We start from the raw sequence: 26,041 nt of genomic DNA, 5'->3' as shown, positions 1-26,041 counted from the left end.
TCAGGTCGCTTCAGGGGATGAGCACGATCTTTCCGCGCGTGTGGCGCTTCTCCAGTTCGGCGAACGCGTCACGGACGTCGTCGAGCGAGTAGGTCGCGGCGATGGGGATCTCGATACGGCCGGAGGCGACGAGGTCGGCCATCTCCGTGAGGAACTCCCGGGTGGAGGCGTCGGCACTGCCCGCGCTCTTGGTGCCGAGTTCCTGTGCCTTCTGGAACGAGATGATCGTCTCGATCCGGTCCCTGGAAATGCCCAGTTCTACGGCGAGTTCGACGTACTCGGGGCCGAAGAGGTCGATGAACGCGTCGATCCCGTCGGGCGCCGCCGCGGTGAGCGCACCGGCGAGCCGGTCGCCGTACGGCACCGGGGTCGCGCCGTGCGCGGTGAGCCAGTCGGCGTTGGCGGGCGAGGCGATGCCGAGGACGTGCGCACCCCGTACGGCGAGGAGTTGGACGACGACGGTACCCACGCCCCCGGCGGCGGCCGAGACGGCGACGGTCTCGCCGGGCTTGGGGGCCACCGCTTCGACGGCGGCCCACGCGGTGCAGCCGACGACGTAGAGGGATCCGGCGACCTCCCAACTCAGGGCATCCGGCTTGAGGATGAGCTGCGACACCGGTACGACGACGTGGGTGGCCTGGCTGGAGCGCTGCCAGGAGAAGCCCAGAACCTCGTCACCGACGCCGAAGTCGGTGACGCCCGCACCGAGTTCGGTGACGACGCCGGCGAGGTCACTGCCCTGACCGGACGGGAAGGTCGCGGGGAACCGCTCGTGCATCGCACCCGAACGGATGGCCGCCTCACCGGGGTTGATGCCGGCCGCCCGTACCTCCACGAGGACTTCCCCTGCGGCGGGTTGAGGCATCGACACCTCGGTGACGCGGAGCACGTCACGGTCGCCGTACTCGTCGAAGCGCACTGCTCGCGCTTGGGTGGTGCTCATCAGGTCTCCTTCGTCAGGGGTGTTGAGCTGGGTGGGGCGGTGGCGCGCAGCACGGCGAGCGCATTGGCCAGGTGGCCGAGTGCGGTGTCCGGGAGTGGGGCGGACAGCCGTGTCACGAGTTCGCGGTCGAACACTGGACCCGCCTCCGCCACCAACTCCCGCCCGCCCGACGTCAGTTCGACGATCGAGGAGCGGCGGTCGGCGGGGTGGGGGCGCCGGGTGCACTGGCCGAGTTTCTCCAGCCGGTCGACGGCCTGACTCGCGCCGCCGACCGTGATCGAGAGGGCGGCGGCTATGTCGTTCACCCGGCAGGAACCTTCGCGCTCGACGACGAGCATCACGTTCAGGCCGCCCAGGGTCACGTCGCACTCCTGTCGGAGCCGGGCGTCGATCCCGTTCCACAGGTCGGTCTCGAAGCGCACGAGATCGTCGAAGACTTGCCGCAGGTCCACGGACGGGGTCCTTCCAGCGAGATGCATTAGCTCTAATCATATTAGAGCTAATGCATCTCGCTGGCTACCTGTGGTCCCGCGTGATCAGACCTGCGTCGAGTCCTTCCCGTACGACGGCTCGGTGACGAGCTCCGGCGCGGGCACGGGCCCGCCCTCGCTCAGACCGAACCGCGCGTGGAACTTCCGCAGGAAGCCGGGCGCGTACCAGGCCGCGTGGCCGAGCAGGCGCATCGCGGCGGGGACGAGGATGCCGCGTACGGCGACGGCGTCGATGAGGATGGCCAACCCGCTGCCCAGGCCGAAGAGTTGCATGAAGCTGAGCTTGGCCGTCCCGAAGGCGAAGAAGCTCACCGCGAGCAGGCAGGCGGCCGCGGTGACGATGCGTCCCGTGTGGCCGAGGCCATTGGTCACGGCGGACTCGTTGTCCTCGCCGAGGTCGTGGAGTTCCTTGATCCGGCTGGTGACGAAGACCTCGTAGTCCATCGAGAGGCCGAAGGCGATGCAGAACATCAGCACGGTCATGGAGACGTCCATGGGCTGTGCCGTGAAGCCGAGCACGGAGGAGAGGTGGCCGTCCTGGAAGATCCAGGTCATGACGCCGAGGGTCGCGCCCAGGCTGACCATGTTGAGAAGCAGCGCGCGCAGCGGCTGGACGACGCTGCCGGTGAACAGGAAGAGCAGGAGGAAGGTGGTGAGGGCGACCAGGGCCACAGCGAGCGGGAGCCGGCTGCCGACGGAGTGCTTGGAGTCGACCAGTACGGCGTCCACTCCGCCTACCAGAGGGTGTGTTCCGGCGGGCGGGGCGACCGCCCGCACGTCCCGGACCAGGCTCTGGGCCTCCTCGGACTTCGGTGTCAGGGTGCTCACGACGTTGAGCTGCTGTGCGTCGGGGCGGGCCAGGGCGGTGTTGCCGGGGGCGGTCGCCGCGGGCTGTCCGTCGGCGTAGTTTCCCGCGCTGGTCTCGACGCGGACGACGCCCTTGAGCCCGGACAGTTCGGTCGCGTACGACTCCAGCGGGGCCTTGCTCAGGGGCTTGTCGATGACGATGTGGAGGGCGGAGTCGTCGTTGCCGTTGAACTTCTCGCGCAGCACGGAGGAGACCTGGCGGCTCGTGGCGTTCTCGGGCAGGACGCGTTCGTCCGGTGTGCCGAAGGTGATGCCGAGGAGCGGGCTCGCCGCGACCAGCAGGACCGCGAGGACGGGCAGCGCGGTGAGCGCGGGCCGCTTCATCACGGTGGCGGCCAGCCGTCCCCACAGGGGTGCGCGGGTAGCGGTACGCGTGCGGTTCGCCCAGGGCAGCCGCCCGCCGTTGACCCGGTGGCCCAGGACGACGAACAGGGCCGGCATGACGAACAGGGTGCTGACGGCCGCGATGACGACGACGCCGACACCGGCGTAACCGAACGAGCGCAGGAAGTATTGCGGGAACACCAGGAGTGCGGCGAGCGCGGCCGCCACGGTCGCGGCGGAGAACGCGACCGTACGGCCCGCCGTGCTCACCGTGCGCCGGACGGCGTCGTCCACGCTCGCCCCTGACGCGAGTTGCTCCCGGAACCGGCTGACCATCAGCAGGGCGTAGTCGATGCCGAGGCCGAGGCCCAGCGCGGTGGTCAGGTTGATCGCGAAGACGGAGACGTCGGTGACGCTGCCGAGGACGTACAGCTCCGCGAACGTGCCCGCGATGGCGATGGTCCCGATGGCCAGCGGCAGCAGGGCCGCGACCATGCTGCCGAAGACGAGCAGGAGGAGTACGAGGGTGAGCGGCACGGCGATGGACTCGGCGAGGACGAGATCCTCGCCCGACTGGGTGCCCATCCCGCTGGTCACGGCGGCGCCGCCACCCGCCCGGACGGTGAGTGTCTTCTCGTACGTCCCGGTGTAGGCGTCGATGACGCTCTTCGCGTTCTCGTCCCGCTGGGTGTCGTCGCCCTTCACATGGGCGAGCACCATGGCGTCGCGACCGTCCTTGGAGCGGAGGTCCGAACTGCCCGTGTCCCAGTAGGAGATGACGTTCTCAAGGTGCTGGTCCTTCTTGAGCTCGGCCACCAGGTCCCGGCCGCTCCGCTGCGCAGCCGGGGCGTCGACGCGCCCTTCGGAGGCAGCGACCAGCAGGACCAGATTCGTCTCTCCGCCGAACTTCCGGTCGATGACCTTCGCGGCCCGGGAGGACTGGGAGGCCGGGTCGTCGTAGCCGCCGCCCTGCAGCTTGGCGAACGCGCCGGCGCCCAGGACGCCCATGAGGGTCACAGCCACGACGGCGACGACGAGCACCAACCGGGATCGGCGGATGGCCAGTTCGGCTATGCGTTCAAACACGCCGTTCTCCTTAGATATCCATACGTTTGATGTCCATACGGTGAAAGAGGCGCGAAACAGCCGGAGTTGATCAACGGGGCACTCTTCGTCGCCGTGCACGACGTTAGTGAGGAGCAAGAAGATTTGGCAGTGTTCGATTTTCCTCACACTTTGCAACGCCAGGGCTCACGAGAGGAGTTGGCGTCGTACGGTCGTCGCATGGCCGTCGACGAACGCACCACCGCACCGCCCTCGTTGCGCGAACGGCGCCGGGCCGCCGCCACCCAGGAGATCGTGGACGCGGCCGAGCGTCACCTCACCGAACACGGGCCTGCCGCCCTGTCGTTGAGAGCGGTGGCCCGCAGCCTCGGCATGACCGTGCAGGCGCTCTACCACTACTTTCCGAGCCGGGACGCCCTCGTCACCGCGCTCGTCACCAAGGCGTACGACGACCTGGCCGATGCGGTCCAGGCCGCCGTCGACACCCCGTCCGACGAACCGGACGTACCGCGCATGGTGATCGCGACCGAGGGCTACCGCCGCTGGGCCATCGCCCATCCCGAGCGCTTCCAACTCCTCTACGGCACACCGCTGCGGGACTACGCGGCCCCCGCCGACGGCCCCACCACGCAGGCCTCGCGCCGGATGAGCGAGATCTTCGAGCGCGAGCTCTTCGAGGGGTTCAGCACGGAGCAACTCGCCGCGGCAGACGTACCCGTGCTCTCGCCCTCGCTCCAGGCCTACTTGGAGCAACTGCCGCACTACGGCCACGGACATCTGCCCGCCCCCGCGACCGCTCTGCTGATGAACGCGTGGGGGCACCTGCACGGCCTCGTCGCCCTGGAGGTGTTCGGGCACACGTCCTTCCTCGGCGACCACCAGGCCGAGCTCTTCCGCATGGCCATGCGGAACCTGCTCGCGGACATCCACCGCAGGATCCCGTGACACGGTCCGCCTGAACATCGCTGGTTGCAGCCCGCGCCGACGTCGCACTAGCTTGCCGACGTGGATCTCTTCTCACGTTCGTGGACCGCGCTGCTCGCGGCGGTGGCGGACCTCTCGGACGAGGATTTCGCGCGGCCGTCGGGCTGTGCCGGGTGGCTGGTGCGGGACCTGGTCTGTCATCTGGTCATCGACGCCCAGGACGTCCTGATCACCCTCGTGACGCCCGCCGACACGGAACCGACCCGCGACGCGGTGACCTACTGGACCGTCACGCGGACACGGCCCACCGGCGACGACCCGCTCGACGCACTGATCGTGCGGCTGGCCGCCGCGTACGAGGAGCCCTGGCTGCTCAAGTTCCATCTGGACGACGTCGGTTCGGCCGCGGGCCGCGCCGCCCGGCTCGTCGATCCCGGCCTGCGGGTGAGCACGCAGGACGAGGTTCTCACCGCGGGCGACTACCTCTCCGCGTACGTCCTTGAGTGGACCCTGCATCACCTCGACCTGGTCGCACATCTCCCGGATGCGGCGGATCCGTCGGCGGAAGTGCTCGCCGGGGCACGGGAGTTGCTGGAGAGGATCGCCGGTGCCGCGTTCCCGTCGTCGTTCTCCGATACGGCCGCTCTGCTCGTCGGCACCGGCCGGCGCGCTCCGACCGACGAGGAGAAAGCCCAACTGGGTTCACTGGACGCCAAGTTGCCGCTCGTCCTGGGATAGTCCCGTCCCCTCGGCAACTCGGCCTGAGGCCGACCGAGTTGCCGAGGGGACGGCGAGCGGCCGTAACACTCAGATCGCGGCGGCCGCCGCACGGCCCGCCTGGCGGCCGGAGAACAGACAGCCGCCGAGGAAGGTGCCCTCCATCGAGCGGTAGCCGTGGACTCCCCCGCCACCGAAGCCGGAGACCTCACCGGCCGCATACAGACCGGGAATTGGCGTACCGGCGGCGTCCAGGACGCGGCCCGAGAGGTCGGTCTGGAGGCCGCCGAGGGTCTTGCGGGTGAGGATGTTGAGGCGGACGGCGATCAGGGGTCCGGCGCTCGGGTCGAGGATCTTGTGGATCGCGGCCGTGCGGCTGAGTGAATCCCCGGGGTAGGAAAGGGCGTTGCGGATGCCCATCACCTGGGCGTCCTTCGAGTACGGGTTGTCGATCTCCCGGTCCCGGGCCTCGATCTGCCGCTGGAGGTCGGCCAGTTTGATCAGGCCGTCGCCAGTCAACTTGTTCATTCCGAGGACCAGTTCGGAGAGCGTGGTGGCGGTGATGAAGTCGACGCCGTTCTTCCTGAACTTCTCGATCGGCTCCGGCGTCTGCCAGATGCGCGAGAGGAGCATCAGGATGTCCTTGTTGGTGAGGTCCGGGTTCTGCTCCGAACCGGAGAGCGCGAACTCCTTCGCGATGATCTTGCTCGTGGTCACGAACCACGAGTAGTCGTAGCCGCTGGCGGTGATCGAGCCCAGCGTGTGGAGGGTGTCGTAGCCCGGCATGTCGGGGGCGGAGAACCGCTTGCCGGTGGCGTCGAACCACATCGACGACGGTCCCGGGAGGATGCGGATGCCGTGGTCGGGCCAGATCGGGTCGTAGTTCCTGAGGCCCTCGGTGTAGTGCCACATCCGGTCCGGATTGACGATACGGCCGCCCGCCGACGCGGTGATCCCGAGCATCCGGCCGTCCACGTACGCGGGCACACCGGTGATCATGGTCTTGGGCGGGTTGCCCAGCCGGGCCGGCCAGTTCTGGCGTACGAGATCGTGGTTGGCGCCTATGCCGCCCGAAGTAACGATCACCACAGGGGCGTTGAGTTCGAAGTCGCCCACCACGGTGCGGGAGGTGGCCTTGCCGCGCTGGGCGGTGCTGGGTTCGAGGATCGCGCCGCGGACGCCGGTCACGGCGCCGTTGGTGCGGACGATCTCGTCGACGCGGTGCCGGAACTTGAAGGTCACCTTGCCGCTGGCGACCCCGGCCCGCACCTGCTTCTCGAACGGCTCGACCACGGCCGGTCCTGTGCCCCAGGTGACGTGGAAGCGGGGCACCGAGTTGCCGTGTCCGTCGGCGAGGCCGCCGCCGCGCTCGGCCCAGCCGACTATCGGGAACCAGCGGATGCCGAGGCCGTAGAGCCAGGACCGCTTCTCGTTGGCCGCGAAGTCCACATACGCCTCGGCCCACTTGTGGGCCCAGTAGTCCTGGCCGGTCGGGTCGTCGATGCCGCGGTCGAAGCCGGCCGTGCCCAACCAGTCCTGCCAGGCCAGCTCTTGGGAGTCCTTGATGCCCATGAGCCGCTGCTCGTCGGAGTCGATCAGGAACAGTCCGCCGAAGGACCAGAAGGCCTGGCCGCCGAGGTTGGACTCGGGTTCCTGGTCCAGGAGCAGCACTTTCTTTCCTGCGGCGACCAGTTCGGCGGTCGCGACGAGACCGGCGAGGCCGTGGCCGACGACGATGGCGTCGGCGGACGAGGTGTCGGCCGCGAACGCCGGTACCGCGTGCGCCGCGAGGGCGGCGCCGGCGGCGACACCGCCGGCCACCGTCAGGGCTCTTCGTCTGCTGATCGTTGTGGGGGCCGAGTTCTCCATGGGGTGCCTTCCGGGTCAGGTACGGGAGGTGCGGGAGATGTGTCCGACACGTGGAACGTGCCGCGACACCACAGTTGTTACCGCCGGTAGCACCCAGGGAAACCAAGCTGTGTCGGCCGTGTTGCGCGAGTGGGGTTCAGAACAGGGTGAGCAGGGTTCAGAACGCGGTGAGCGGGGTTCAGGACAGGGCGAGCGGGCCGTCGCGGTCGATGAAGCGGCCCGAGCCGGCGCCGGGTTCTTCCGTCGCGAGGCGCACGATCGCGTCGGTTCCCTCGGTGACGGTCTGGGGGCCGCTGTGGCCGTTGAGGTCGGTCGCCGTGTAGCCGGGATCGGCGGCGTTGACGCGAACGTCCTTGAGCGCCTTGGCGTATTGGGTGGTCAGCATGGTGAGGGCAGCCTTGGACGCGGTGTAGAGCGGGGCGACGACGGAGGACTCGATCCGCGACGGGTCGTGGGTGATGGCGAGCGAGCCCATGCCGCTGCTGACGTTGATGATCACCGGGTCGGGTGAGCGGCGCAGCAGCGGGAGGAACGCGGTGATCGTCCGGACCACACCGAAGACGTTGACGTCGAAGACGCCGAGCGCGTCCGCGCCGGTCAGGTCGGTGGGATCACCGTGCGGGCCGTGCACACCGGCGTTGTTGATCAGGACGTCGAGGACGCCTTCGTGTGCGGCGACGTCGGCTGCCGCGGCGGTGACGGAGGCGTCGTCGGTGACGTCGATACGGACGAACCGCGCACCGAGTGCGGCGGCGGTCTCCGCACCCCGTTCCTCGTCGCGGGCTCCGACGATCACGGTGTGGCCGAGGGCGAGGAGGCGGCGGGCGGTCTCGTGGCCGAGGCCCTTGTTGGCTCCGGTGATGAACGTGGTGGTCATGCGTCGATCGTGCCCACCGCGCGGGTGCGCTGCCAGGGACGCCTCGACCGCAGGAACGGCACTACCAGGATCGGGAGGTGGAGGAGGATGGAGGACATGGCGAAGAACGAGGGGCTGGAACCGGTGTCAGGAGTCGGGGTCGGGCTGGGTCTGGGGCTGGGTGCGACGATCCGTGCCTGGCGGGAGCGGTTGTCCCCGTCGGCCGTGGGGCTGCCGTCCGGTCGGGCCCGGCGGGCGGCCGGTCTGCGGCGTGAGGAACTCGCCGAGCGGGCCGGGATGTCGGTGGACTATGTGGTGCGACTGGAGCAGGGACGGTCCACGGCGCCCTCGGCCCAGGTCGTCGCGTCGCTCGCGCGTGCCCTCCAACTGACCGCCGTGGAACGGGAGCACCTCTACCGCATGGCCGGGCTGGTCCCGCCGAACGGCGAGCCGATTCCCGATCACCTGCCGTCGGGGGTGCACCGGGTGCTCAACCGGCTCGGGAACGTCGCCGTCGCCGTGTTCGCCGCCGACTGGCAGCTGATCTGGTGGAACCCCGGGTGGGCGGCGCTGCTCGGCGACCCGTCGGACAAGCCGCCCGAGCAGCGGAACTTCGCGCGTGAGCGGTTCCCGATCGGGTCCGGCGCCGACGTACGCGTCGCCTCGTGGCCGGTGCTGGTGCGGAACGGTGCCGCCTCGGACCTCGCGATCGTTTCCGACCTGCGCCGTGCCACCGGTCGCTTCCCGCACGACGTCCGCCTGGCGGAGCTGATCGGTCAACTCACCGCCGGCAACGAGACGTTCGCACGGTTGTGGGCGAGCGGCACGGTGGGCGCACATCGGGAGGACCGCAAGACAGTCGAGCATCCCGGGGTCGGGCCGGTGGACGTGGACTGTGATGTCCTGACGGACGGCGATTCCGACCTGAAGATCGTCATCTTGACTGCCGCGCCCGGGAGTTCGGACGAGGCCGGGTTGCGGCGGGCGATGGCCGGTGACAGCGTGCGCGCGCCCACCTTCTGATTCCGAGCGGGTCAGTGCTTGGCGAACTGGACCTGCGTGTGCTGCGTGACGTTCGCTCGCACCGCGAGTGCGGGGATGGTGAGTTGTTCGCCGTAGATGTCGGTGAGCCTGATCGCGCCGCCGCAGCCGCTGCCGTCCTCGGAGATGAAGTAGTTGTAGTCGGTGCGCTCCAACTGACGCCAGCCGCTGCCCACGCCGACTTCCAGGCGGGCCAGGGGATTTCGGTGGCCGATCGCCTGGATGCCGCACCAGTAGGGGGTGGAACCGGTCTTGTAGCGGATCGAGATCGTGTCGGAGGTGCTGGGGCTCGCCAGGTTCCAGGTGATCGGGATCCGGCCGGCCGAAGGGGCGGCGAGCTTGGCGAAGGCCTGTGCGCTGAGGTCGATCTGGCCGGGGGCGCAGTCTCCCGGGCACTCGTTGGTGATGCGGACCGTGATGGTCGCGCCGTTGGCCGCGTGCACGAGTACGTACGCCCCGCACGCCTTGGACGACTCGTAGTCCGCGGTGTTCATCGCGCCGGTCATGACGTCGCCGCTCGGGTCGTACAGGCAGGCGCCGCCGCCGTCCGCGTCGTAGAAGGTGGCGACTCCCCGGTAGGTGACTCCGGGGCGGATACGTCCGGCCAACGGAGCGGTACCGGAGGCCTGTTGGCGGGTCTTCGTGGCCGACGTGGCGGTCGGCTTTTTGGTTGTCGCGCGGGCGGACGGGGTCGCCGACGGCTTCTTCGATGCGGTGGTCGCCCGTGCGGAGGCGGTGGAAGTGCGGGTCGGCGACGGCGAGTCGGCCGGGCTGGAGCTGGTCGCGGGAGGTTCGGTCGCAGCGCTTCCGGCTTCGGCCTTGACCTCCTCGCCGCTCTTGTGGCCGGGCAGGAGCACCAGGGCCAGGGAGACCACGATGAGCACCGCGGCCGCCGACAGGAACAGCCACCGCTTGGACACCGGACCTCCTAGATGACCGCCACCCATTGTTCGGGGTGAGGAAGGCAGCGATCGTGCCAGCCTCGCGGCGACGGCGGCAAGCCCTTTCTCTGGGGGCGTAGTTGGGGACAGGTGTCGTGTCGTCGTGCTTATGGGGTTCATGACGCGCACCAACCCCCGCCGGCGGTCGCGCCACCGAACTCACCGGCCTGAAGCCCAGTTACTGCCGTTCGAACCCGTCGGCCCGGCTCCAACGGAGAGTTGTGTCCTGCCCGAAGACGACCTGCTGCCCGTCGCCGGAGACGGTGGCCCGCTCCCAACCATCAAAGTCCTTCGTGACGTTGACGCTCCACTCGGTCAGGCTGCTGGTGCCGACGGCGGCGATGGACTCTGTCGGCGGTTCACCGTCGTAGCAGTAGGAGCCGAAGTCGGCGATCACGGCGACGGTTCCGTTCTTGGTACGCAGTTGGATGCCCTGGCACGCGTCGGTCTTGGTGCGGTAGATGACTTTCGGTTCGGTCCACGCCTTCGCCCGAGGGCTGTAGTGCTGCTCGACGAGGCCCTTGCCGTCCAGGTAGTGCAGGGCCACGCGGCGGCCGTCGTCGAGTTTCACCTCCGCGTTGTACGGGCTGGGGCTGCCGCTCCAGGAGAGGTCGCTCTTCTCCAACTCGGCGGTGTACACGGAGGAATCCGGGGAGGCGGTCGCGGACGGGGCTGCTGTCGTCGCCGAGTCCTGGTGCCCACATGCCGCTGCGGTCATCGTCACCACCACGGCCGCCGTCGCCCTGACCAGCACCTGAATGCCGGGCTTGTGCATACACGCCTCCCGTCGCCCTGCCTCAGCGCAGCATAAGCATGATCTGGCTGTTCACGATGGGGGGCGGTGGCCCAGCAGGTCCCTCGCGGCCTGGAGTGCGTCGAGTCGGAGAGCCTCGAAGGACGCGGTCCGGTCGTCGTCCTGGCCGGCGAGCGCGATCGCGCAGTGGACGATCGGGGCGAGTGCGTCCGGGTAGTCGAGCGCCTCGGCGACCTCGGTCCAGATCAGATCGGCGCCGGTGGCCGGATCGAGGCTGCCGTCGGTGATCTCCTCGGCCAGCCAGTAGGCGTGGGCCCATTGCGCGGCCGTAGGGTCTGCCGGTGGTTCGAAGGACAGCCCCAGTTCGTTGAGTACTTGGTCAAAGAGCTCGGGTGCTTCGGGCTCCTCTCTTCGTGCGAGGCCGGCCAGGAGGGCGAGGGACGGGCTGTCGACATCCGCGAGGAGTGCGTCCAGGCCCGCCTGGATGAGCTGGTCGGATCCCACGTGGCAGCCGAAGGCACGAGCCCTGGCGAGTCGCCCGAGCCGCGCCTTGGCCTCTTCCCCGGTCATGGCTTCGGCCTCCGTCCAGCTGATGGGAGGCCGATCGTGCCACGACCAGGTGGCCGTTTCGCCACCGGGTTTTCAAGGTGCGGTCGGCGGTGTGGTCCAGATACGGCGCTCGGCGCTCAGCGGGTCGTCCAGAGCCTCCGGGACGGTGTCCCAAGTCATCGTCGTGCGGCGCTTGTTGGTGTAGCGGGGCCAGTTGGGACACGGGTCCAGGTCGCGGATGAAGGCGACCCACGCGGCGTGCATCGCGTCCGCCAGGGATTGGGGCGGATTCGGGCCCGTCGCCGCCGTGACGCGTTCCGCGTTCAGGAGGTCGAAGGCGAAGGGGATCTCTGTGCAGTGGGCGGCGCTGCCCCAGGTGAAGTGGTAGAGCCAGGTGGGGAGTTGGTGGTGGGCGTGGGACTCGGCGAGGGCGAGGGACGGGCCGCGGAAGATGGCGTCGGTCAGGGCCTGGCCCATGCGGAGTGACGGGTCCGCCCTGTCCTGGAGGGCTGTGTACATCGTCACGGCGTCGGGACCCAGGCCGTGGCCGGCCAGCATGGCGTCAACGGCCTCGGTCGGTACGGGTGTTGGGGCGGTTCCGGGCGGGGGGTAGAACTCGCGCTGGGTGAAGCCGAGCAGGAGCGGGACCGGGGCCGCGCTGCCGTTCGCGAAGGCGTCGGGGACCGGGACCGGGATCAACTCCCCGTCCGCGAAAGGCGCCAGCGTGAGGCCTGCCGCGGGTGTGGCCAACGCGTCCTGGAGGGCGAGCAGTTCGTCGCCGGTGAGGTCGCGGAGGGCGGAGGCGAGGGCGGGGACGCCGGTGCGTTGGGTCAGGCGGGCCGAGTCGGCGAGGGCATCTCGGCGGTGCTGGGGGGCTTTGACGGCGCCGGACTGGGAGATCGCGGCGCGGAAGAGGCCGTGTGCGGAGGGGCTGGCCATCAGGGTCTGTGCGGCGCCGCCGCCCGCCGACTGGCCGGCGATGGTGACCTTTCCGGGGTCGCCGCCGAACGCGTCGATGTTGTCGCGCACCCAGGTCAGCGCGGCGATCCAGTCGAGTACGGCACGGTTGTCGGGGGCGTCGTCGAGGTGGAGGAAGCCCTCGATGCCGAGCCGGTAGCCGATGGACACGAGGACGACGCCGTCGCGGGCGAAGGCGGAGCCGTCGTACCAGGGACTGGCGGCGGATCCGGCGACGTAGCCGCCGCCGTGGATCCAGACGAGGACCGGCAGGTCGGCGCCCGGGGTCGGGTCCGGGGTGAAGACGTTGAGGTTCAGTACCCCGTCGCCCGGTATCGACGGCTCGGGGATGGTGGTGGGGCCGTCGAGGATGAAAGGGCGGCGTTGCGCGGTGGGCCCGTACCGGGTGGCGTCGAGGGGTTCGGTCCACGGCTTGGTCGGGACGGGGGCGGCGAAGCGGAGATCGCCGACGGGGGCCTCGGCGTAGGGGATGCCGAGGAAGCGGGCGGTGGTGTGCTGCCACGTCCCGAGGACGGGGCCCAGGGACGTGGCAGCGAGTACGGACTGGGGCACGGAGCAACTTCCTTGTGGAGGTGGAGGGTTCGGGTTGGGGGCGATACTCGGTGCGCTATTTGACGCTCTTGATCGGCCGGATGGCGAGCGCGCTGATCAGTACGACGGCCATGGCGAAGGCGAACAGGACACGGTAGCCCGGGAGTTTGTCGGAGCCCGCGGCGAACGAGGTGATGAGGACGGAGGCGATGATCGGGCCCAGTGCCTGCGGGACGTTGGTGGCGATGTTGAGGATGCCGAGATCCTTGCCGGCCGCCGCGCCCTTGGGCAGGACCTCGGTCATCAGGGCCATGTCCAGCGACATGTACGTACCGAATCCCATGCCGCTGACCAGCGCGTACGCGTACATCGCGGGCAGGGTCGGGCTGACCAGCGGGATGGCCATGGACAGGGCGAGCAGGACGGACGCGCCGACCACGAAGATCTTGCGGCGGCCGGTGCGGTCGGAGATCTTCGCCGCCGGGATGGCGCCGGCGAGGGTGCCGACAAGGGCGAGCACGGACATCAGCTGCTGGGCGCTGTCCACGGCGTCGGCGTCCAGACCGACGTAGTCCTGGAGGGCGTAGCGCTGGTAGGTGGCGACGCCCCAGTAGCCGAGGATGAACGTCATGCGGGCCACGAACGCCCAGGCGAAGTCGGGGTGTTGACGCGGTGAGACCCAGAAGCCGCTGAAGAACTCCCGCCAGGAGAAGGGCTCCGGCGGCTCGGGGTGGGTCCGGTCCCGGTTGAGCAGGACGAACGCGAGCACGACCACCAGGACGATCGCGGCGATCACGCCGTAGCCCAGGCCGAGTTGACCGGCGTAGCGGGCGGCGACGATCACGCCGAGCGTGGCGCCGAGGTTGGAGCCGAGGCCGACGAAGGCGGAGACGATGCCGAACCGGCGCGGGGCGACGCGATCGGCCATGACGGCGGTGAGCGGGGCCTGGATGACGTTCAGCAGCACCTGGACGGCGACCCACATCAGCGTGAGCCAGAGCAGGGTGGTGGCGTGCGAGATGGCCAGCAGGGCGAGGGTCGAGCCGACCGCGCCGAACAGCATCCAGGGGGTGCGGCGGCCCAGGCGGCCGCGGGTCCGGTCGGAGATGGCGCCGATGATCGGCTGGGCGAAGAGCGTGACGATGGAGGAGGTCATCGTCACCAGCGCGAGGTTCGATTCCTTCGCGGCGGCGTCGAGGTTCTGGATCTGAGCGGGGAGCAGAACCACGACGAGACCGGCGTAGGCGGTGTAGAGAGCGGCGAATCCCGCACCCATCGACCACATCAGGACGTTCACCTGGGAGCTGCCCAGAGTGTCGTCCGTACGGGAAGTGGCGGGGGCGGAAGAGGTCGAAGCGGACAAGGACGCCTCCACGGGGACGGACCGGCACCGTTGCCGGTGCCGGGAGTATGGCCACGCCGATTTATTTATTTCAAGACTCGAAAAAAAATATCTTCGCCACCCTGACCAGATCCCGTCATACGGGGGCACAATCGGTGACGTGAACGCCCCCGCCGACTCCGCCGACGTACGACGCCGCAATCTGGCCCTCGTGCTGCGGTACCTCGACGCCCACGGCCCGTGCGCCCGTACCGAGGTCGCCGCCGGCACCGGACTGGTGCACGCCACCGTCACCGCGCTGGTCACGGAGCTGATCGACCGCGGCCTGGTGCGTGAAGCGGGGTCCGTGCCGTCCGCCGGGCGAGGCCGCCCCCGGCGGCTGCTGCGGCTGGTCCCCGAGCGCGTGGTCATCCTCGCCGCGCAGGTGACTCTGGAGTCCGTACACGTGATGGCGGCGGACTTCCGGGGCCGCGTCCTGCACCGCGAGTCGGCCCCCCATCACGCGCCGTACGGCGATCCGCGCGCCCTGGCCGCGGTCATCGGCTGCGTGGTGCGGTCGGCCGAGGCTGCGGTGCGAGAGGCGACGCCGCACGCCCATCTCGCCCAACTCGCCGTGGCCATGGCCGGACCCGTGGTCGGAGCCTCCCAACTGGTCGCCGCCGCCATCGACTTCGGCTGGCACAGCACCGACCTGCGCGCCCTGGTCGTCGCCGAACTCCCCTTGCTGGACTGCCCAGTTGATGTGGTGAACGACGCCAACATGGCGGCGCTGGCCGAGTACCACGCCCTCGCGACCGACGGCGTCGAGCACCCCGACACCGTCGCCTACATCAAGGCCGACACCGGCGTGGGCGGCGGCCTGCTCGTCAACGGCCGTGTGCACAGCGGGAGTCACGGTATGGCGGGTGAGATCGGACATCTGCCGATCGCCCTCGACGGCCCCGACTGCCGTTGCGGGACACGGGGTTGCCTGGCTACCTATATCGGCCCCGAACCCCTCATCCACGCGGCCAGGTTGGACGCCGTAGCCGAGTCGGAGGGTGGCGAGGCGGCGCTGGACGAGCTGGACCGGCGGCTGCGCGCGGGCGATCCGGACGCGGTCGCCGGGCTCGGCACGGCCGGGCACGCGCTCGGAGCCGCCGTCCTCGGTGTGTCCGGTGTCACCGACGCGGGCGAGATCATCCTCGGCGGATACCTCGCCACCTGGGCCTCCTGGCTCATGCCCGGCCTGGAGGCACGACTCGCCGGACGCCGTGCCCTGGCGCCCGACATGCAGCCGGTGATCACCTTCGGCGTCCTCGGCGGCGAGGCCACACTGCGGGGCGCGTTCCAGACCTGTCGGGACGCCCTGCTCGACGATCCCACCAGTGTTCCGGCGCTCGCCCGGACCCCGATTCCCGTGCCGTCCCCGTAGCGCGACGCCCACACAAATCGTCCCCCACCTTCCAGTCGTGGCTTCGTCCGGTCGCCCTCGTACATGCATACTCGGGCTCTGCGCGCGCACCGGCGTTCGCGAGAAGCGGGAGGTGGGCGATGGTGGTGCCGTCGGCAACGGGGACGGAACCCCGGAAAATCACGATCAATGACGTCGCCAAGTCCGCCGGGGTGTCCCGGCAGACGGTGTCACGGGCACTGAACGACAAGGACGAGATCGACAGCGTCACCAAACAGCGGGTTCTCGACGCCGCCCGCGCGCTCGGCTACCGCCCGAGCCGGTTCGCCCGGGGTCTGGTCCGCCAGGACACGATGACCATCGGGCTGGTGATCCCCGATCTGCTCAACCCGTTCTTCACCGAGGTCGCGGCCGCCGCGCTGGAGGCGGCCAGGACCCGTGGCTGGCAGGTCGTCGTGTACGACACCGGGGACCGGGCGGAGGAGGAGCTCGGCACGCTCCAGGTGATCAGTTCCCAAGTGGACGCGGTCATCGGCTACTTCAGCTGTCCCGAGAGCGAACTGGAGAAGTTCACGCGTGGCATGCCGGTGGTCCTCATCGGCCGGGAACAGCGCACGCGGTTCAGCGCGATCCAGATCGACGGCGCGGCAGGGGTCCATGCCGCGGTCGCCCACCTGGTCGCGCGGGGACACACCCGGATCGGCATGCTCGACCACCACACCCGGGCCGAGCCGAGCATCCGGCACGAGTGGTTCACGACGGCCGCTACGGCCCACGGGATCGAGGCCGGCCTGATGGTCCCCGCGGACCAGACGGCCGACGGCGGCGGGTCGGCGCTCAGGGAACTGCTCGCCGACCACCCCGACGTCACCGCGGTCCTCACGTTCAACGACATCATCGCGATCGGCGCCCTGCGTGAGGCCCGCAGGCTCGGCAGGAGCATCCCGCAGGAGCTGGCGGTCATCGGCTTCGACGGTCTGCAGCTCGGGGCGCTCGTCGAGCCCCCGCTCACCAGCGTCGCCCTCGACACCCGCAGGCTCGGCGCCCTCGCCATCGAGCAGGTCGCGCGGCTGCTCTCGGGAGGGGAAGCGCTTGCGGCCGACGACCTGGTCGTACGGGGCGAACTGCGGCTGAGCGGCTCCGCCTGACCGCCACTCGTGCGCATCCGGTCCGAATGTCTTGACACTCGCCCGGGCCGAAGCGCAGACTTCCGAACATTCCAAAATGCATGTCGAGGTCTATCTGCAAGCAGTCCCGTGAGCGCTCACGGGAGCGCTCACGGGACGCTCTTAGACCTCAGGAAAATGGTGTGCCCACGTCCCTTCCACCCAGAAGGCATCCCGCCCTCGGGATCAGCATCGAGCCGCCTAGCACCGCCGCTAGTCGTTGTCTGGAACGGAAACCATGAGCAGCACAATCACGCGCATCCGCCTCGGCGCCGTAGCCGTGGCCGCCAGCGTCGCCGTACTCGCCGGATGCTCGTCGTCCTCGCCGTCGACGAAGACATCCGCAGCCTCCTGCGCACCGGCGAAGGGCAAGGTCACCCTCCAGTACTGGAACACCGTTCCTGGCATGGACAAGGTCGTCGCCCTGTGGAACAAGAAGAACCCGAACATCCAGGTCTCGACGAAGAACATCTCCAACGACCAGTACGGCATCCTCAGCAACGCCCTCAAGGCGGGCAAGGCGCCGGACCTCGCCCAGGTCGGCTACGACGAGTTGCCCAACCTGCGCACCCAGAGCGCGTTCGTGGACGCCTCGTCCTGCTCGGCGGCCACCGCGGCCAAGTCGAAGTTCGTGCCCTGGACCTGGTCGCAGACCAGCTTCGGCGGCACCGGCGTCTTCGCCCTGCCGCAGGACACCGGCCCGATGGCCCTCTACGTCCGCAGTGACATCTTCAAGAAGTACAAGATCGCGATCCCCACCACCTGGGACGAGTACGCGGCCGCCGCGGCCAAGCTGCACAAGGCGGACTCCAGCCTCGACATCACGTTCTTCGACCCGAACAACGCCGAGTGGTTCAACGGGCTGCTCTGGCAGAACAACTCGCAGATGTACAGCTACTCGGACAACAAGTGGCAGGTCACCGTCGCCTCGGACCAGAGCAAGCAGGTCGCCGACTACTGGCAGAAGCTGATCTCCGGCAAGCTCGTGCGCACCGACCTCGCCAACGGTTCGACGCAGATGTACGCCGCGTACCAGAAGGACCAGATCGCCAGTTACGTCGGCGCGGCCTGGGGCTACAGCATGTTCCGCGACAACCTCCCCAAGCAGTCCGGGAAGTGGACGATCGTCCCGATGCCGACGTGGGGTTCGAGCGGCGCCTCCGGTGACTGGGGCGGCTCGACCGTCGCGTTCATGAAGGGCAGCAAGCACCTCTACGAGTCGGTCAAGTTCAACACCTGGCTGAACACCGACCCGGAGGCCCTCGCGCTGGAGAACCAGCTGGGCGGTCTCTACCCGGCGGCGAACGCGGGGCTCCAACTCCCCGCGCTGTCCAAGGGAGTTCCGTACTACAACAACGAGAAGATCTTCGATGTCTTCGCCGACTCGTCCAAGAAGATCAACACCAGCTTCGCGTGGGGTCCCACGCAGAAGACGGTGAACCTCGCGCTGCAGGACGCGATGGCCAAGGCGGCGGCCGGTGACGGCACGCTCTACGACGCGCTGACGACGGCGCAGGCAGCCGCGCTGAAGTCCATGAAGGACCAGGCGATCCCGGCCGCGGCGGGCAAGTGACCGGGCAATGACCGACATCGCACCCCGCGCGCCGCGTGTGGTGGCATCACCCGGGGGCCGTCGCCGTCTCAACGGCGGCGGCCCCCGGGCGGGCACCATCTTCGCGTTCGTGATCCCGTTCTTCCTCCCGTTCGTGCTCTTCTACCTGGTACCGGTCGGCTACGCCCTGTGGCAGAGCGTCCGCGTCGTCCGCCGCACCGGCGGCCAGTACGGCACCTCGTACACGACGTTCGGCGGCTTCGACCAGTACGAGAAGGTCTTCCAGAACAGCGAGTTCTGGTCCAGCGTCGGGCGCATCGGCCTGTTCGGCATCGTGCAGGTGCCGGTGATGCTGTTCGTCGCCCTGGTCATCGCGCTGCTCCTCGACACTCCCCTGCTGAAGCTCAAGTCGGTCTTCCGCATCACCGCGTTCATGCCGTACGCCGTGCCCGGCGTGATCGCCGCGATCATGTGGTCGTACCTCTACTCGCCCCAACTCAGCCCCGTCGTCGACCTGTTGAACAACATCGGGCTCAAGCCCGACTTCCTGGGCCCGGGTGCCGTGCTGTGGTCGGCGGCGAACATCTCGACGTGGCTGTGGACCGGCTACAACATGCTGATCATGTTCTCGGCGCTGCAGTCGATCCCGCAGGAGCTGTACGAGGCCGCCAAGCTCGACGGCGCCAACAACTGGACCATCGCCTGGCAGATCAAGGTCCCGATCATCGCCCCGTCGATCGTCCTCACCACGGTGTTCTCGATCATCGGCACGCTTCAGCTCTACGCCGAGCCGGCCGTGCTGCGGCAGATCTCCTCGAACATCTCCAGCACGTTCACGCCGAACATGCTCGCCTATGCGGTGGCCTCCGGGAACAACTACCAGCAGGCCGCGGCGATCTCCGTGGTCATCGCCGTCATCACCTTCGTGCTGAGCTTCGGGTTCATGCGACTGACGTCGAAGAGGGCCGGCCTGTGAACAACCGATCCATGAGCGGCCGATCCATGAACAAGCCATCCGTGAACCGCGAGAGCCAGGTCAGCCGTACGGCCGCCATGGCCCTGATGCTGCTCCTGGCGATCTACTTCCTGCTGCCGATCTACTTCCTGATCGTCGCCGCCACCAAGCCACAGGGCGACCTCGCCGCCACCAACGGCCTGACGTTCTCGCACTTCAACCTGTTCGAGAACCTGCGGGTCCTGTTCAGCCGCAGCGACGGCATCTTCGGCAAGTGGATCGTCAACACCGTGATCTACGCGGTGTTCGGCGCCCTCGTGGGAACGCTGATCTCCGCGCTCTGCGGCTACGCGCTCGCCAAGTTCCGTTTCCGTGGCCGGGAGTTCCTGTTCTCGGTCATCCTCGGCGGCGTCCTCGTCCCGACCACCGCGCTGGCGCTCCCGCTGTTCCTGCTGTTCTCGGCGACGGGCATCGTCAACACGTACTTCGCGGTGTTCCTGCCCAGCATCGTCAGCCCGTTCGGCGTCTACCTCGCGCGGATCTTCGCCAACGCCGCTGTGCCGCAAGAGCTGTTGGAGTCGGCGCGGCTCGACGGCGCGGGTGAGTTCCGCACGTTCTTCTCGGTGGCGTTCAAGCTGATGACGCCCTCGCTGGTGACCATCTTCCTGTTCCAGTTCGTCGCGATCTGGAACAACTTCTTCCTTCCGATGGTGATGCTGCAGAAGGAGTCCCTCTTCCCGATCACGCTCGGCCTGTACGAGTGGAACGGCCAGACCGCCCGCGCCCCGCTCCTCCAGGAGTCCGTGATCACCGGCTCGCTGGTGTCCATCGTGCCCGTGATCATCGTGTTCATCCTGCTCCAGCGGTTCTGGCGCACCGGACTCGCCGCCGGTTCCCTCAAGTGACCGTACCCGCACAGAAGGTGCCTCTCGCGATGCCCAACCCCGCTGTGTTCGTGCCCCATTTCCACTGGGACCGGGAGTGGTACGAGCCCTTCCAGGTGTTCCGGCACCGGCTCGTCGCCGCTCTCGACACCGTACTGGAGACGGCGGAGACGGACCCGGACTTCCGGTTCACCGTCGACGGCCAAATGGCCGCGGTCGAGGACTACTTGGAGATGCGGCCGGAGAACCGCGAGCGGGTCGCGGCCCTGGTCGCCGAGGGCCGGCTCGCGGTCGGACCGTGGCTGATCCTGCTCGACGAGTTCCTCTGCTCCGGCGAGACCATCGTCCGTAATCTGCGGATGGGTTGGGCGGTCGCGGCCGAGCTGGGTGGCGCGATGCCGATCGGCTATCTGCCGGACATGTTCGGCCACGTCGCGCAGATGCCGCAGATCCTGGCGCGTGCCGGTATCGAGCACGCGGCGCTGTGGCGCGGAGTGCCCGGCTCGGTCGAGGGCCACGCCTTCAACTGGCGTGCGCCGGACGGCTCCCAGGTCCGTACCGAGTTCCTCTTCGACGGCTACGACAACGGCCTCGACGTCCTGCTGGTCCCCGACCGGATCGGCCGCGCGCTCGGCGACTACGCCGAGATGACGGCCGAACGCTGGGGCGACGACCCGGTGTTGGCGATGGCCGGCACCGACCACAACGCGCCCGACCCCCAACTCGCCTCCTGGCTACGGCAAGCCGCCGACAAGGGCCGCGCGATCACCATCGCCACCCTCGACGAGTACCTCCGCAAACACGTCCGCGACGAGGTGTCCGCCGTCGTCACCGGTGAGCTGCGCAGCCATGTGCGCGGCAACATCCTCCCGGGCGTGCTCTCCGTGCGGCTCGGGCTCAAGCAGCGGATGGCCGTCGCGGAGCGCACGATCGACCACGCCGAGCGCATGAACGCCCTGTGGTCCCGGCGCGACGACTCGCCGTTCCTGGACCTCGCCTGGCACAAGATCATCGAGTCGACCGCACACGACTCGGTCGTCGGCTCCGGCACCGACGAGACCTGCGACCAGGTCGCCGCCCGCCTCGCCGAAGCCGCACAGACAGCGCGTGCCGTACGGGACGCGGCGCTCACCGAGCCCGCCGAACTGGTCCCGAGCGACGGCTACTTGGTCGCCAACCCGCTGCCGTTCGACCGCTCGGCGCTGGTCGAGGTGGACGTCGTGGCCCCGCCCGAGGGAACCACGCTGATCTCGACCGCGGCCGACGGTTCGACGGCCCCCGTACAACTGATCTCCGAGGCCCCGACCGTCCTCAGCGACGAGCGCATGGACGCCTCCCAGGTCGAACGCGTCCTGCGCCGTATCCACCGCCGCGAACTGTTCGGCCGCCAGATCGACCACTACGAACTCACCCCCGGCGCCCTCGTGTTCCACCTCGCCGAGGTACCGACCGCCGGCCCCTTCGACCTGCTGATCCTGCGCCGCGAGGTGGCCGCAGCAGCAGCTGAACACCCCGGTGAGTGGCGGGTGTTGACGCTGGAGGAAGCCCGGGCCACCGCACTTGTCCCTGTGAACGTTCCCGCCTCCGGGCTGGCGTCCTTCCGGGTCGAGCCGAGCGACCGCGCCTCCGTCGCCGTAGCGTCGCACGCGCCCGCTACGGCGACGGACCGCGCCCTCTCCAACGGCCTGGTCGAGGTCGCGGTCGCCGCCGACGGCACCCTGGATCTGACCGGGCCCGACGGCACCGTGCTGTACGGAGTCGGCCGCCTCGTCGACGGCGGTGACCGGGGCGACAGCTACAACTACGCTCCCCCGGCGCACGACGTCCTCGTCTCCGAGCCGACGGAGATCGCTGTCGAGGTCGTCGAGAACGGCCCGTTGCGCGCACGGCTGCGGGTCACCCGCGTCTACGCGTGGCCGGCCGCGCTCTCCGCCGACCGTGATCTCCGCAGCGAGCAGACCGTGCCGACGCTGGTGGAGACGCTCGTGGAGGTGCGCGCGGGCGAGCCCTTCGTGCGGGTCTCCACGTCCTTCCTCAACCAGTCCGCCGACCACCGGCTGCGCTTCCACGTACCGCTGCCCGAGTCGGTGGCCACCTCCGCGTCGGCCGGTCAATTCGCCGTCACCGAGCGCGGGTTGACCGCCGAGGGCGGCTGGGGCGAGTATCCGCTGCCGACCTTCCCGGCCGGTTCGTTCGTGTCGGCCGGGGCCGCCACCGTCCTGCTCGACCACTCCGGCGAGTACGAACTCGTCGGCGACGGCTCCGAACTCGCGATCACGCTGCTGCGCGCGATCGGCTCGATCAGTGTCAACATCCACCCCCTGCGCGACGAACCGGCGGCGAGCGAGATCCCCGTACCCGGCGCGCAGGACCTCGGCATGCGGATCGAGAACAGGTTCGCGGTCGTCCCCTCGGCGACCGGCTGGCGCGGAGCGAAGGCGGTGACTCTCGCCGAGGAGTTCCGCAACGACGTATTGGTCACCCGCGGAACCGCACCGGCAGGGCGTCAACTGCCGCCCGACATGGCGGGGTTGAGGGTCGACGGCGAGGACGTCCTCGTCTCGGCCGTCCGCCGTGTCATCGACGACGAGCACGGGTCCGGCACCGAGGTGCGGCTGACCGCGATGCGCGACACCGCGTCGACGGTCCGCGTGACGGGGGCGTTCGCCGAGGCCGTCACCGTCGATCTGCTGGGCCGGACGATCTCCCGCACCCGGGTCCAGGACGAGCTGTCACTCGCCCTCGGTCCCTGGGAGATCCGCACCGTCGTGCTCCGATAGGCCGCCATGATCGAATGCAATGCACCCGTTCCGCACCCACGAAAGCGTTGTGACCTCTTGCTTCCCGAGCCCTCCCCCCGTGTTTACGACCTCGCACCCGGACATGGCGCCCTGCGCCCGGCGCGCTCGTGGCTGCACTCCGACGCGCCCTCCCTTTCCCTGAACGGGGCTTGGCGCTTCCGCCTGTCCCCCACGGCGTCGGCGGCGGAGGACTTCGCGGCCGACGGCTTCGACGACAACGCCTGGGACAGCATCCCCGTGCCCGCCCACTGGGTACTTGAGGGCGACGGAGCGTACGGCCGCCCGATCTACACGAACGTCCAGTTCCCGTTCCCGATCGACCCGCCGTACGTCCCGGACGAGAACCCCACCGGCGACTACCGCCGCACCTTCGACGTCCCCGCCGACTGGTCGGACGCCGAGCGTGTCGTCCTACGCTTCGACGGCGTCGAGTCGCTCTTCCGTGTGTGGGTCAACGGCGTCGGGATCGGCGGCGCGAGCGGCAGCCGCCTCGCCCACGAATTCGATGTGACGGACGCCGTACGCCCTGGTGAGAACGTTGTCGCGGTGCGGGTGCACCAGTGGTCGGCGGCCAGTTATGTCGAGGACCAGGACCAGTGGTGGCTGCCGGGCATCTTCCGCGATGTCACCCTGACCGCCCGTCCGGCGGGCGGCATCGAGGACGTCTGGCTGCGCACCGGCTTCGACGACGGACGCGGGCGGGTCGACGCTGAGGTCGTCGCCTCCGCTACGGCGTTCCCGGTCACCCTGCGCATTCCCGAACTCGGTGTCGAGCAGGTCTGGGCGACGCCGGACGACGTGGCGCCCGTGGACATCGCCGAAGTGGAGCCCTGGTCGGCCGAGTTGCCCCGTCTGTACGACGCCACCGTCTCGACGGCCGCGGAGACCGTCTCCCTGCGGGTGGGTTTCCGTACGGTCGAGATCCGCGGGGACCAGTTCCTGGTGAACGGGCGCCGGATCGTGTTCCATGGCGTGAACCGGCACGAGACCCACCCGGAGCGCGGCCGTGTGTTCAACGAGGCGCACGCGCGCGAGGACCTGGCGTTGATGAAGCGGTTCAACGTGAACGCGATCCGCACCAGCCACTACCCGCCGCACCCCCGGCTGCTCGACCTCGCCGACGAGCTCGGGTTCTGGGTGATCCTGGAATGCGATCTGGAGACGCACGGCTTCGGCAAGGTGGACTGGGTCGGCAATCCCAGTGACGACCCGGCCTGGCGCGAGGCGTACCTCGACCGTGTCCAGCGCACGGTCGAGCGGGACAAGAACCATCCCAGCATCGTGATCTGGTCGCTCGGCAACGAGGCGGGCACCGGCAGCAACCTCGCCGCCATGTCGGCGTGGGTCCACGCCCGCGACGCCGAACGCCCCGTGCACTACGAGGGCGACTACACCGGCGAGTACACCGACGTCTACTCGCGCATGTACGCGTCCGTGCTGGAGACCGAGCAGATCGGCACCGATGGTTCACGCGCCCCGCTGCTCAACTGCACGCCCGCGCAGGGCGCCCGGCAGCGCACCAGGCCGTTCCTGCTGTGCGAGTACGCGCACGCGATGGGCAACGGACCGGGCGCGTTCGACCAGTACGAGGCGCTGGTGCGCCAACACCCGCGCCTGCACGGCGGGTTCGTCTGGGAGTGGCGCGACCACGGGATCCTGGCCACGGCCCCGGACGGGACGCCGTACTACGCGTACGGCGGCGACTTCGGAGAGGTCGTCCATGACGGCAACTTCGTGATGGACGGCATGGTGTTGAGCAATGACGTGCCGACTCCGAGCCTCCACGAGTTCAAGGCCGTCGTATCGCCGGTGCACTTCGCCTTCGACGGCGACAAGGTCGCGGTCACCAACCTCCGGCACACGACCGACACGTCCGACCTGCGCTTCCGCTGGCGGGTCGAGCACGACGGACTGGCCGTGGAATCAGGGGAGTTGGAGGTCCCGTTCGTCGCGGCGGGCGACTCGGGCCGGGTGTCGCTGCCGTCGATTCCGGTGTCGCCGGATGCCGAGACATGGCTGACGATCGACGCGGTGCTGGCGACGGCAACCCCTTGGGCACCTGAGGGGCATGTCGTCGCAACTGCCCAGCTGGACCGATCGGTTCGCCGTCCTGTACGCGGTGGCCGCGGCCGGTTCGACTGGCAGCCCGGCGACGGGACACTCACGCTCGGCATCGCCGAGTTCGTCGGCGGGTCTCTCGTGAAGCTGGGCGAACGCGCCGTAGCGGGGCCGCGGTTGGAGCTGTTCCGCGCGCCGACGGACAACGACAAGGGCGCGTGGGGCGATGTCGACGAGAGTGACGCGAGCGTCTCCGGGGTCTCCAACGCCGAGCTGTGGCGTCGCGACGGTCTCGACCGGTTGACCACTCGTCGAGTGTCCGTGGAGCAGAGCGCGGACGCGCTGCGCACGGTCGACAAGGTGTCGGCCGCCGACTCGGCCCTGTCGGTGCTGGTGGAGTCCGTGTGGTTGCGCGAGAGCGACGGCGAGGTGGAGCTGCGGGTGGAGATCCAGCCCTCGCACGGCTGGGAGACGGTGTGGCCGCGGATCGGGGTGCGTTTCGACCTGCCCGACGGCGCGGCTCCGGTCGACGGGGCCGACTGGTTCGGCCTCGGCCCGCTGGAGTCGTATCCCGACAGCGTGCGCGCGGCCCGCACCGGCCGTTTCTCCGCGACCATCGGCGACCTCTCGGTGGACTACGCGCGCCCCCAGGAGACCGGTCACCGTTCCGAACTGCGTCGACTGGCCCTGACCAGCGGCGACGCGGAAGTGTTGCGCGTCGAGGCCCTCCCCGACACGCACGGTCGCCGTCCGGGCTTCACGCTCACCCGGCACACCCCGCAGGAGATCGCCAAGGCCGGGCACCCCTACGAGCTGCCGGAATCGACGACGAGCCGGCTGTTTGTCGACGCGGCCCAGCACGGGCTCGGCTCACGGGCCTGCGGTCCGGATGTGTGGCCGGAGTTCGCGCTGCGCCCGGAGGCCCGGACGATCAGGCTCCGGATCACAGCGCCGAACTAGGCCGATACGGAGAGGGTGCGGTCTCGCACGCCGGGGACCGCACCCTCAGTATGGGAGGAGACGGCTGCCGTACCGGTCGT

General features: G+C 69.3%; 20 protein-coding genes. 10 read left to right on the top strand and 10 right to left on the bottom strand.

The annotated features are described in order from the left end of the window. Positions 1–10: 10 nt before the first annotated feature. The 3 genes from OG496_RS52130 to OG496_RS52120 all read right to left on the bottom strand — a co-directional run bounded on the left by OG496_RS52130 (position 11) and on the right by OG496_RS52120 (position 3,711). The gene (locus OG496_RS52130) at positions 11–943 is read right to left on the bottom strand and encodes an NADP-dependent oxidoreductase (RefSeq protein ID WP_405976030.1); all 933 of its coding nucleotides are present in this window, start codon (positions 941–943) and stop codon (positions 11–13) included. Next, positions 943–1,395, bottom strand: coding sequence for a MarR family winged helix-turn-helix transcriptional regulator (locus OG496_RS52125; protein WP_405976029.1), 453 nt, complete (start codon positions 1,393–1,395; stop codon positions 943–945). The genes OG496_RS52130 and OG496_RS52125 overlap by 1 nt, the downstream gene beginning before the upstream one ends. A gap of 84 nt (positions 1,396–1,479) precedes the next feature. Continuing rightward, the gene (locus OG496_RS52120; RefSeq protein WP_405976028.1) at positions 1,480–3,711 is read right to left on the bottom strand and encodes an MMPL family transporter; all 2,232 of its coding nucleotides are present in this window, start codon (positions 3,709–3,711) and stop codon (positions 1,480–1,482) included. A 198-nt stretch (positions 3,712–3,909) separates the two neighbouring features. Between OG496_RS52120 and OG496_RS52115 the strand changes: the two genes are divergently transcribed. Further along, a complete protein-coding gene (locus OG496_RS52115) occupies positions 3,910–4,635 on the top strand; it encodes a TetR/AcrR family transcriptional regulator (protein ID WP_405976027.1) in 726 nt (241 codons plus the stop codon). Positions 4,636–4,695: 60 nt separating this feature from the next. Continuing rightward, positions 4,696–5,352, top strand: coding sequence for a maleylpyruvate isomerase N-terminal domain-containing protein (locus OG496_RS52110; protein WP_405976026.1), 657 nt, complete (start codon positions 4,696–4,698; stop codon positions 5,350–5,352). 69 nt (positions 5,353–5,421) lie between these two features. Here the strand turns inward: OG496_RS52110 and OG496_RS52105 are convergent, their stop codons facing one another. Beyond that, positions 5,422–7,200: an FAD-binding dehydrogenase gene (locus OG496_RS52105; RefSeq protein WP_405976025.1), complete on the bottom strand. Its 1,779-nt coding sequence runs from the start codon at positions 7,198–7,200 to the stop codon at positions 5,422–5,424. 178 nt (positions 7,201–7,378) lie between these two features. Then, positions 7,379–8,077, bottom strand: coding sequence for an SDR family NAD(P)-dependent oxidoreductase (locus OG496_RS52100; protein WP_405976024.1), 699 nt, complete (start codon positions 8,075–8,077; stop codon positions 7,379–7,381). 96 nt (positions 8,078–8,173) lie between these two features. Here OG496_RS52100 and OG496_RS52095 point away from each other — a divergent pair, with 96 nt between their 5' ends. After that, positions 8,174–9,079 (top strand): helix-turn-helix transcriptional regulator, encoded by a 906-nt coding sequence (locus OG496_RS52095; RefSeq protein WP_405976023.1) that lies wholly within the window; start codon positions 8,174–8,176, stop codon positions 9,077–9,079. An 11-nt stretch (positions 9,080–9,090) separates the two neighbouring features. Here the strand turns inward: OG496_RS52095 and OG496_RS52090 are convergent, their stop codons facing one another. The 5 genes from OG496_RS52090 to OG496_RS52070 form a co-directional block, all read right to left on the bottom strand. After that, positions 9,091–10,017, bottom strand: coding sequence for an expansin EXLX1 family cellulose-binding protein (locus tag OG496_RS52090; protein ID WP_405976022.1), 927 nt, complete (start codon positions 10,015–10,017; stop codon positions 9,091–9,093). Positions 10,018–10,216: 199 nt separating this feature from the next. Beyond that, positions 10,217–10,813 (bottom strand): hypothetical protein, encoded by a 597-nt coding sequence (locus OG496_RS52085; protein WP_405976021.1) that lies wholly within the window; start codon positions 10,811–10,813, stop codon positions 10,217–10,219. Positions 10,814–10,864: 51 nt separating this feature from the next. After that, positions 10,865–11,362, bottom strand: a complete 498-nt coding sequence (locus OG496_RS52080) for a hypothetical protein (protein ID WP_405976020.1) — start codon at positions 11,360–11,362, stop codon at positions 10,865–10,867. Positions 11,363–11,434: 72 nt separating this feature from the next. Next, positions 11,435–12,871, bottom strand: coding sequence for a carboxylesterase/lipase family protein (locus tag OG496_RS52075; protein ID WP_405976019.1), 1,437 nt, complete (start codon positions 12,869–12,871; stop codon positions 11,435–11,437). A 55-nt stretch (positions 12,872–12,926) separates the two neighbouring features. Beyond that, entirely contained in the window at positions 12,927–14,213 is a 1,287-nt protein-coding gene (locus tag OG496_RS52070; protein ID WP_405976018.1) for an MFS transporter, read from the bottom strand. A 139-nt stretch (positions 14,214–14,352) separates the two neighbouring features. On the opposite strand from OG496_RS52070, the gene OG496_RS52065 reads away from it, so the two are divergent. From OG496_RS52065 to OG496_RS52035, 7 genes are all read left to right on the top strand, one after another. Further along, positions 14,353–15,606 carry an ROK family protein gene (locus tag OG496_RS52065; protein WP_405976017.1) on the top strand — a complete coding sequence of 418 codons (1,254 nt, stop codon included), beginning with the start codon at positions 14,353–14,355 and terminating at the stop codon, positions 15,604–15,606. A gap of 119 nt (positions 15,607–15,725) precedes the next feature. After that, complete coding sequence (locus OG496_RS52060) at positions 15,726–16,733, top strand: LacI family DNA-binding transcriptional regulator (protein WP_405976016.1); 1,008 nt, start codon at positions 15,726–15,728, stop codon at positions 16,731–16,733. 256 nt (positions 16,734–16,989) lie between these two features. Continuing rightward, on the top strand, positions 16,990–18,324 hold the full coding sequence (locus OG496_RS52055; protein WP_366496309.1) for an ABC transporter substrate-binding protein: 1,335 nt from the start codon (positions 16,990–16,992) through the stop codon (positions 18,322–18,324). Between the two features lie 7 nt (positions 18,325–18,331). Beyond that, positions 18,332–19,279 (top strand): sugar ABC transporter permease, encoded by a 948-nt coding sequence (locus OG496_RS52050; RefSeq protein ID WP_366496310.1) that lies wholly within the window; start codon positions 18,332–18,334, stop codon positions 19,277–19,279. Between the two features lie 26 nt (positions 19,280–19,305). After that, a complete protein-coding gene (locus OG496_RS52045) occupies positions 19,306–20,163 on the top strand; it encodes a carbohydrate ABC transporter permease (RefSeq protein WP_366496311.1) in 858 nt (285 codons plus the stop codon). Positions 20,164–20,192: 29 nt separating this feature from the next. Further along, positions 20,193–22,922 (top strand): alpha-mannosidase, encoded by a 2,730-nt coding sequence (locus tag OG496_RS52040; protein ID WP_405976015.1) that lies wholly within the window; start codon positions 20,193–20,195, stop codon positions 22,920–22,922. A gap of 57 nt (positions 22,923–22,979) precedes the next feature. Continuing rightward, on the top strand, positions 22,980–25,961 hold the full coding sequence (locus OG496_RS52035; RefSeq protein WP_405976014.1) for a glycoside hydrolase family 2 TIM barrel-domain containing protein: 2,982 nt from the start codon (positions 22,980–22,982) through the stop codon (positions 25,959–25,961). The last annotated feature ends 80 nt before the right edge of the window (positions 25,962–26,041 follow it).

Origin of the sequence: Streptomyces sp. NBC_00988 (genome assembly GCF_045162645.1) — a bacterium.
GTDB lineage: Bacteria > Actinomycetota > Actinomycetes > Streptomycetales > Streptomycetaceae > Streptomyces.
This window is presented reverse-complemented; position numbering and strand designations above follow the sequence as displayed.

Excerpts from the sequence above, each read along its gene's own strand:
- OG496_RS52130 (WP_405976030.1), bottom strand. The coding sequence starts at position 943 with ATGAGCACCACCCAAGCGCGAGCAGTGCGCTTCGACGAGTACGGCGAC.
- OG496_RS52115 (WP_405976027.1), top strand. The coding sequence starts at position 3,910 with ATGGCCGTCGACGAACGCACCACCGCACCGCCCTCGTTGCGCGAACGG.
- OG496_RS52105 (WP_405976025.1), bottom strand. The coding sequence starts at position 7,200 with ATGGAGAACTCGGCCCCCACAACGATCAGCAGACGAAGAGCCCTGACG.
- OG496_RS52100 (WP_405976024.1), bottom strand. The coding sequence starts at position 8,077 with ATGACCACCACGTTCATCACCGGAGCCAACAAGGGCCTCGGCCACGAG.
- OG496_RS52095 (WP_405976023.1), top strand. The coding sequence starts at position 8,174 with ATGGCGAAGAACGAGGGGCTGGAACCGGTGTCAGGAGTCGGGGTCGGG.
- OG496_RS52085 (WP_405976021.1), bottom strand. The coding sequence starts at position 10,813 with ATGCACAAGCCCGGCATTCAGGTGCTGGTCAGGGCGACGGCGGCCGTG.
- OG496_RS52080 (WP_405976020.1), bottom strand. The coding sequence starts at position 11,362 with ATGACCGGGGAAGAGGCCAAGGCGCGGCTCGGGCGACTCGCCAGGGCT.
- OG496_RS52060 (WP_405976016.1), top strand. The coding sequence starts at position 15,726 with ATGGTGGTGCCGTCGGCAACGGGGACGGAACCCCGGAAAATCACGATC.
- OG496_RS52055 (WP_366496309.1), top strand. The coding sequence starts at position 16,990 with ATGAGCAGCACAATCACGCGCATCCGCCTCGGCGCCGTAGCCGTGGCC.
- OG496_RS52050 (WP_366496310.1), top strand. The coding sequence starts at position 18,332 with ATGACCGACATCGCACCCCGCGCGCCGCGTGTGGTGGCATCACCCGGG.
- OG496_RS52045 (WP_366496311.1), top strand. The coding sequence starts at position 19,306 with ATGAACAAGCCATCCGTGAACCGCGAGAGCCAGGTCAGCCGTACGGCC.
- OG496_RS52040 (WP_405976015.1), top strand. The coding sequence starts at position 20,193 with ATGCCCAACCCCGCTGTGTTCGTGCCCCATTTCCACTGGGACCGGGAG.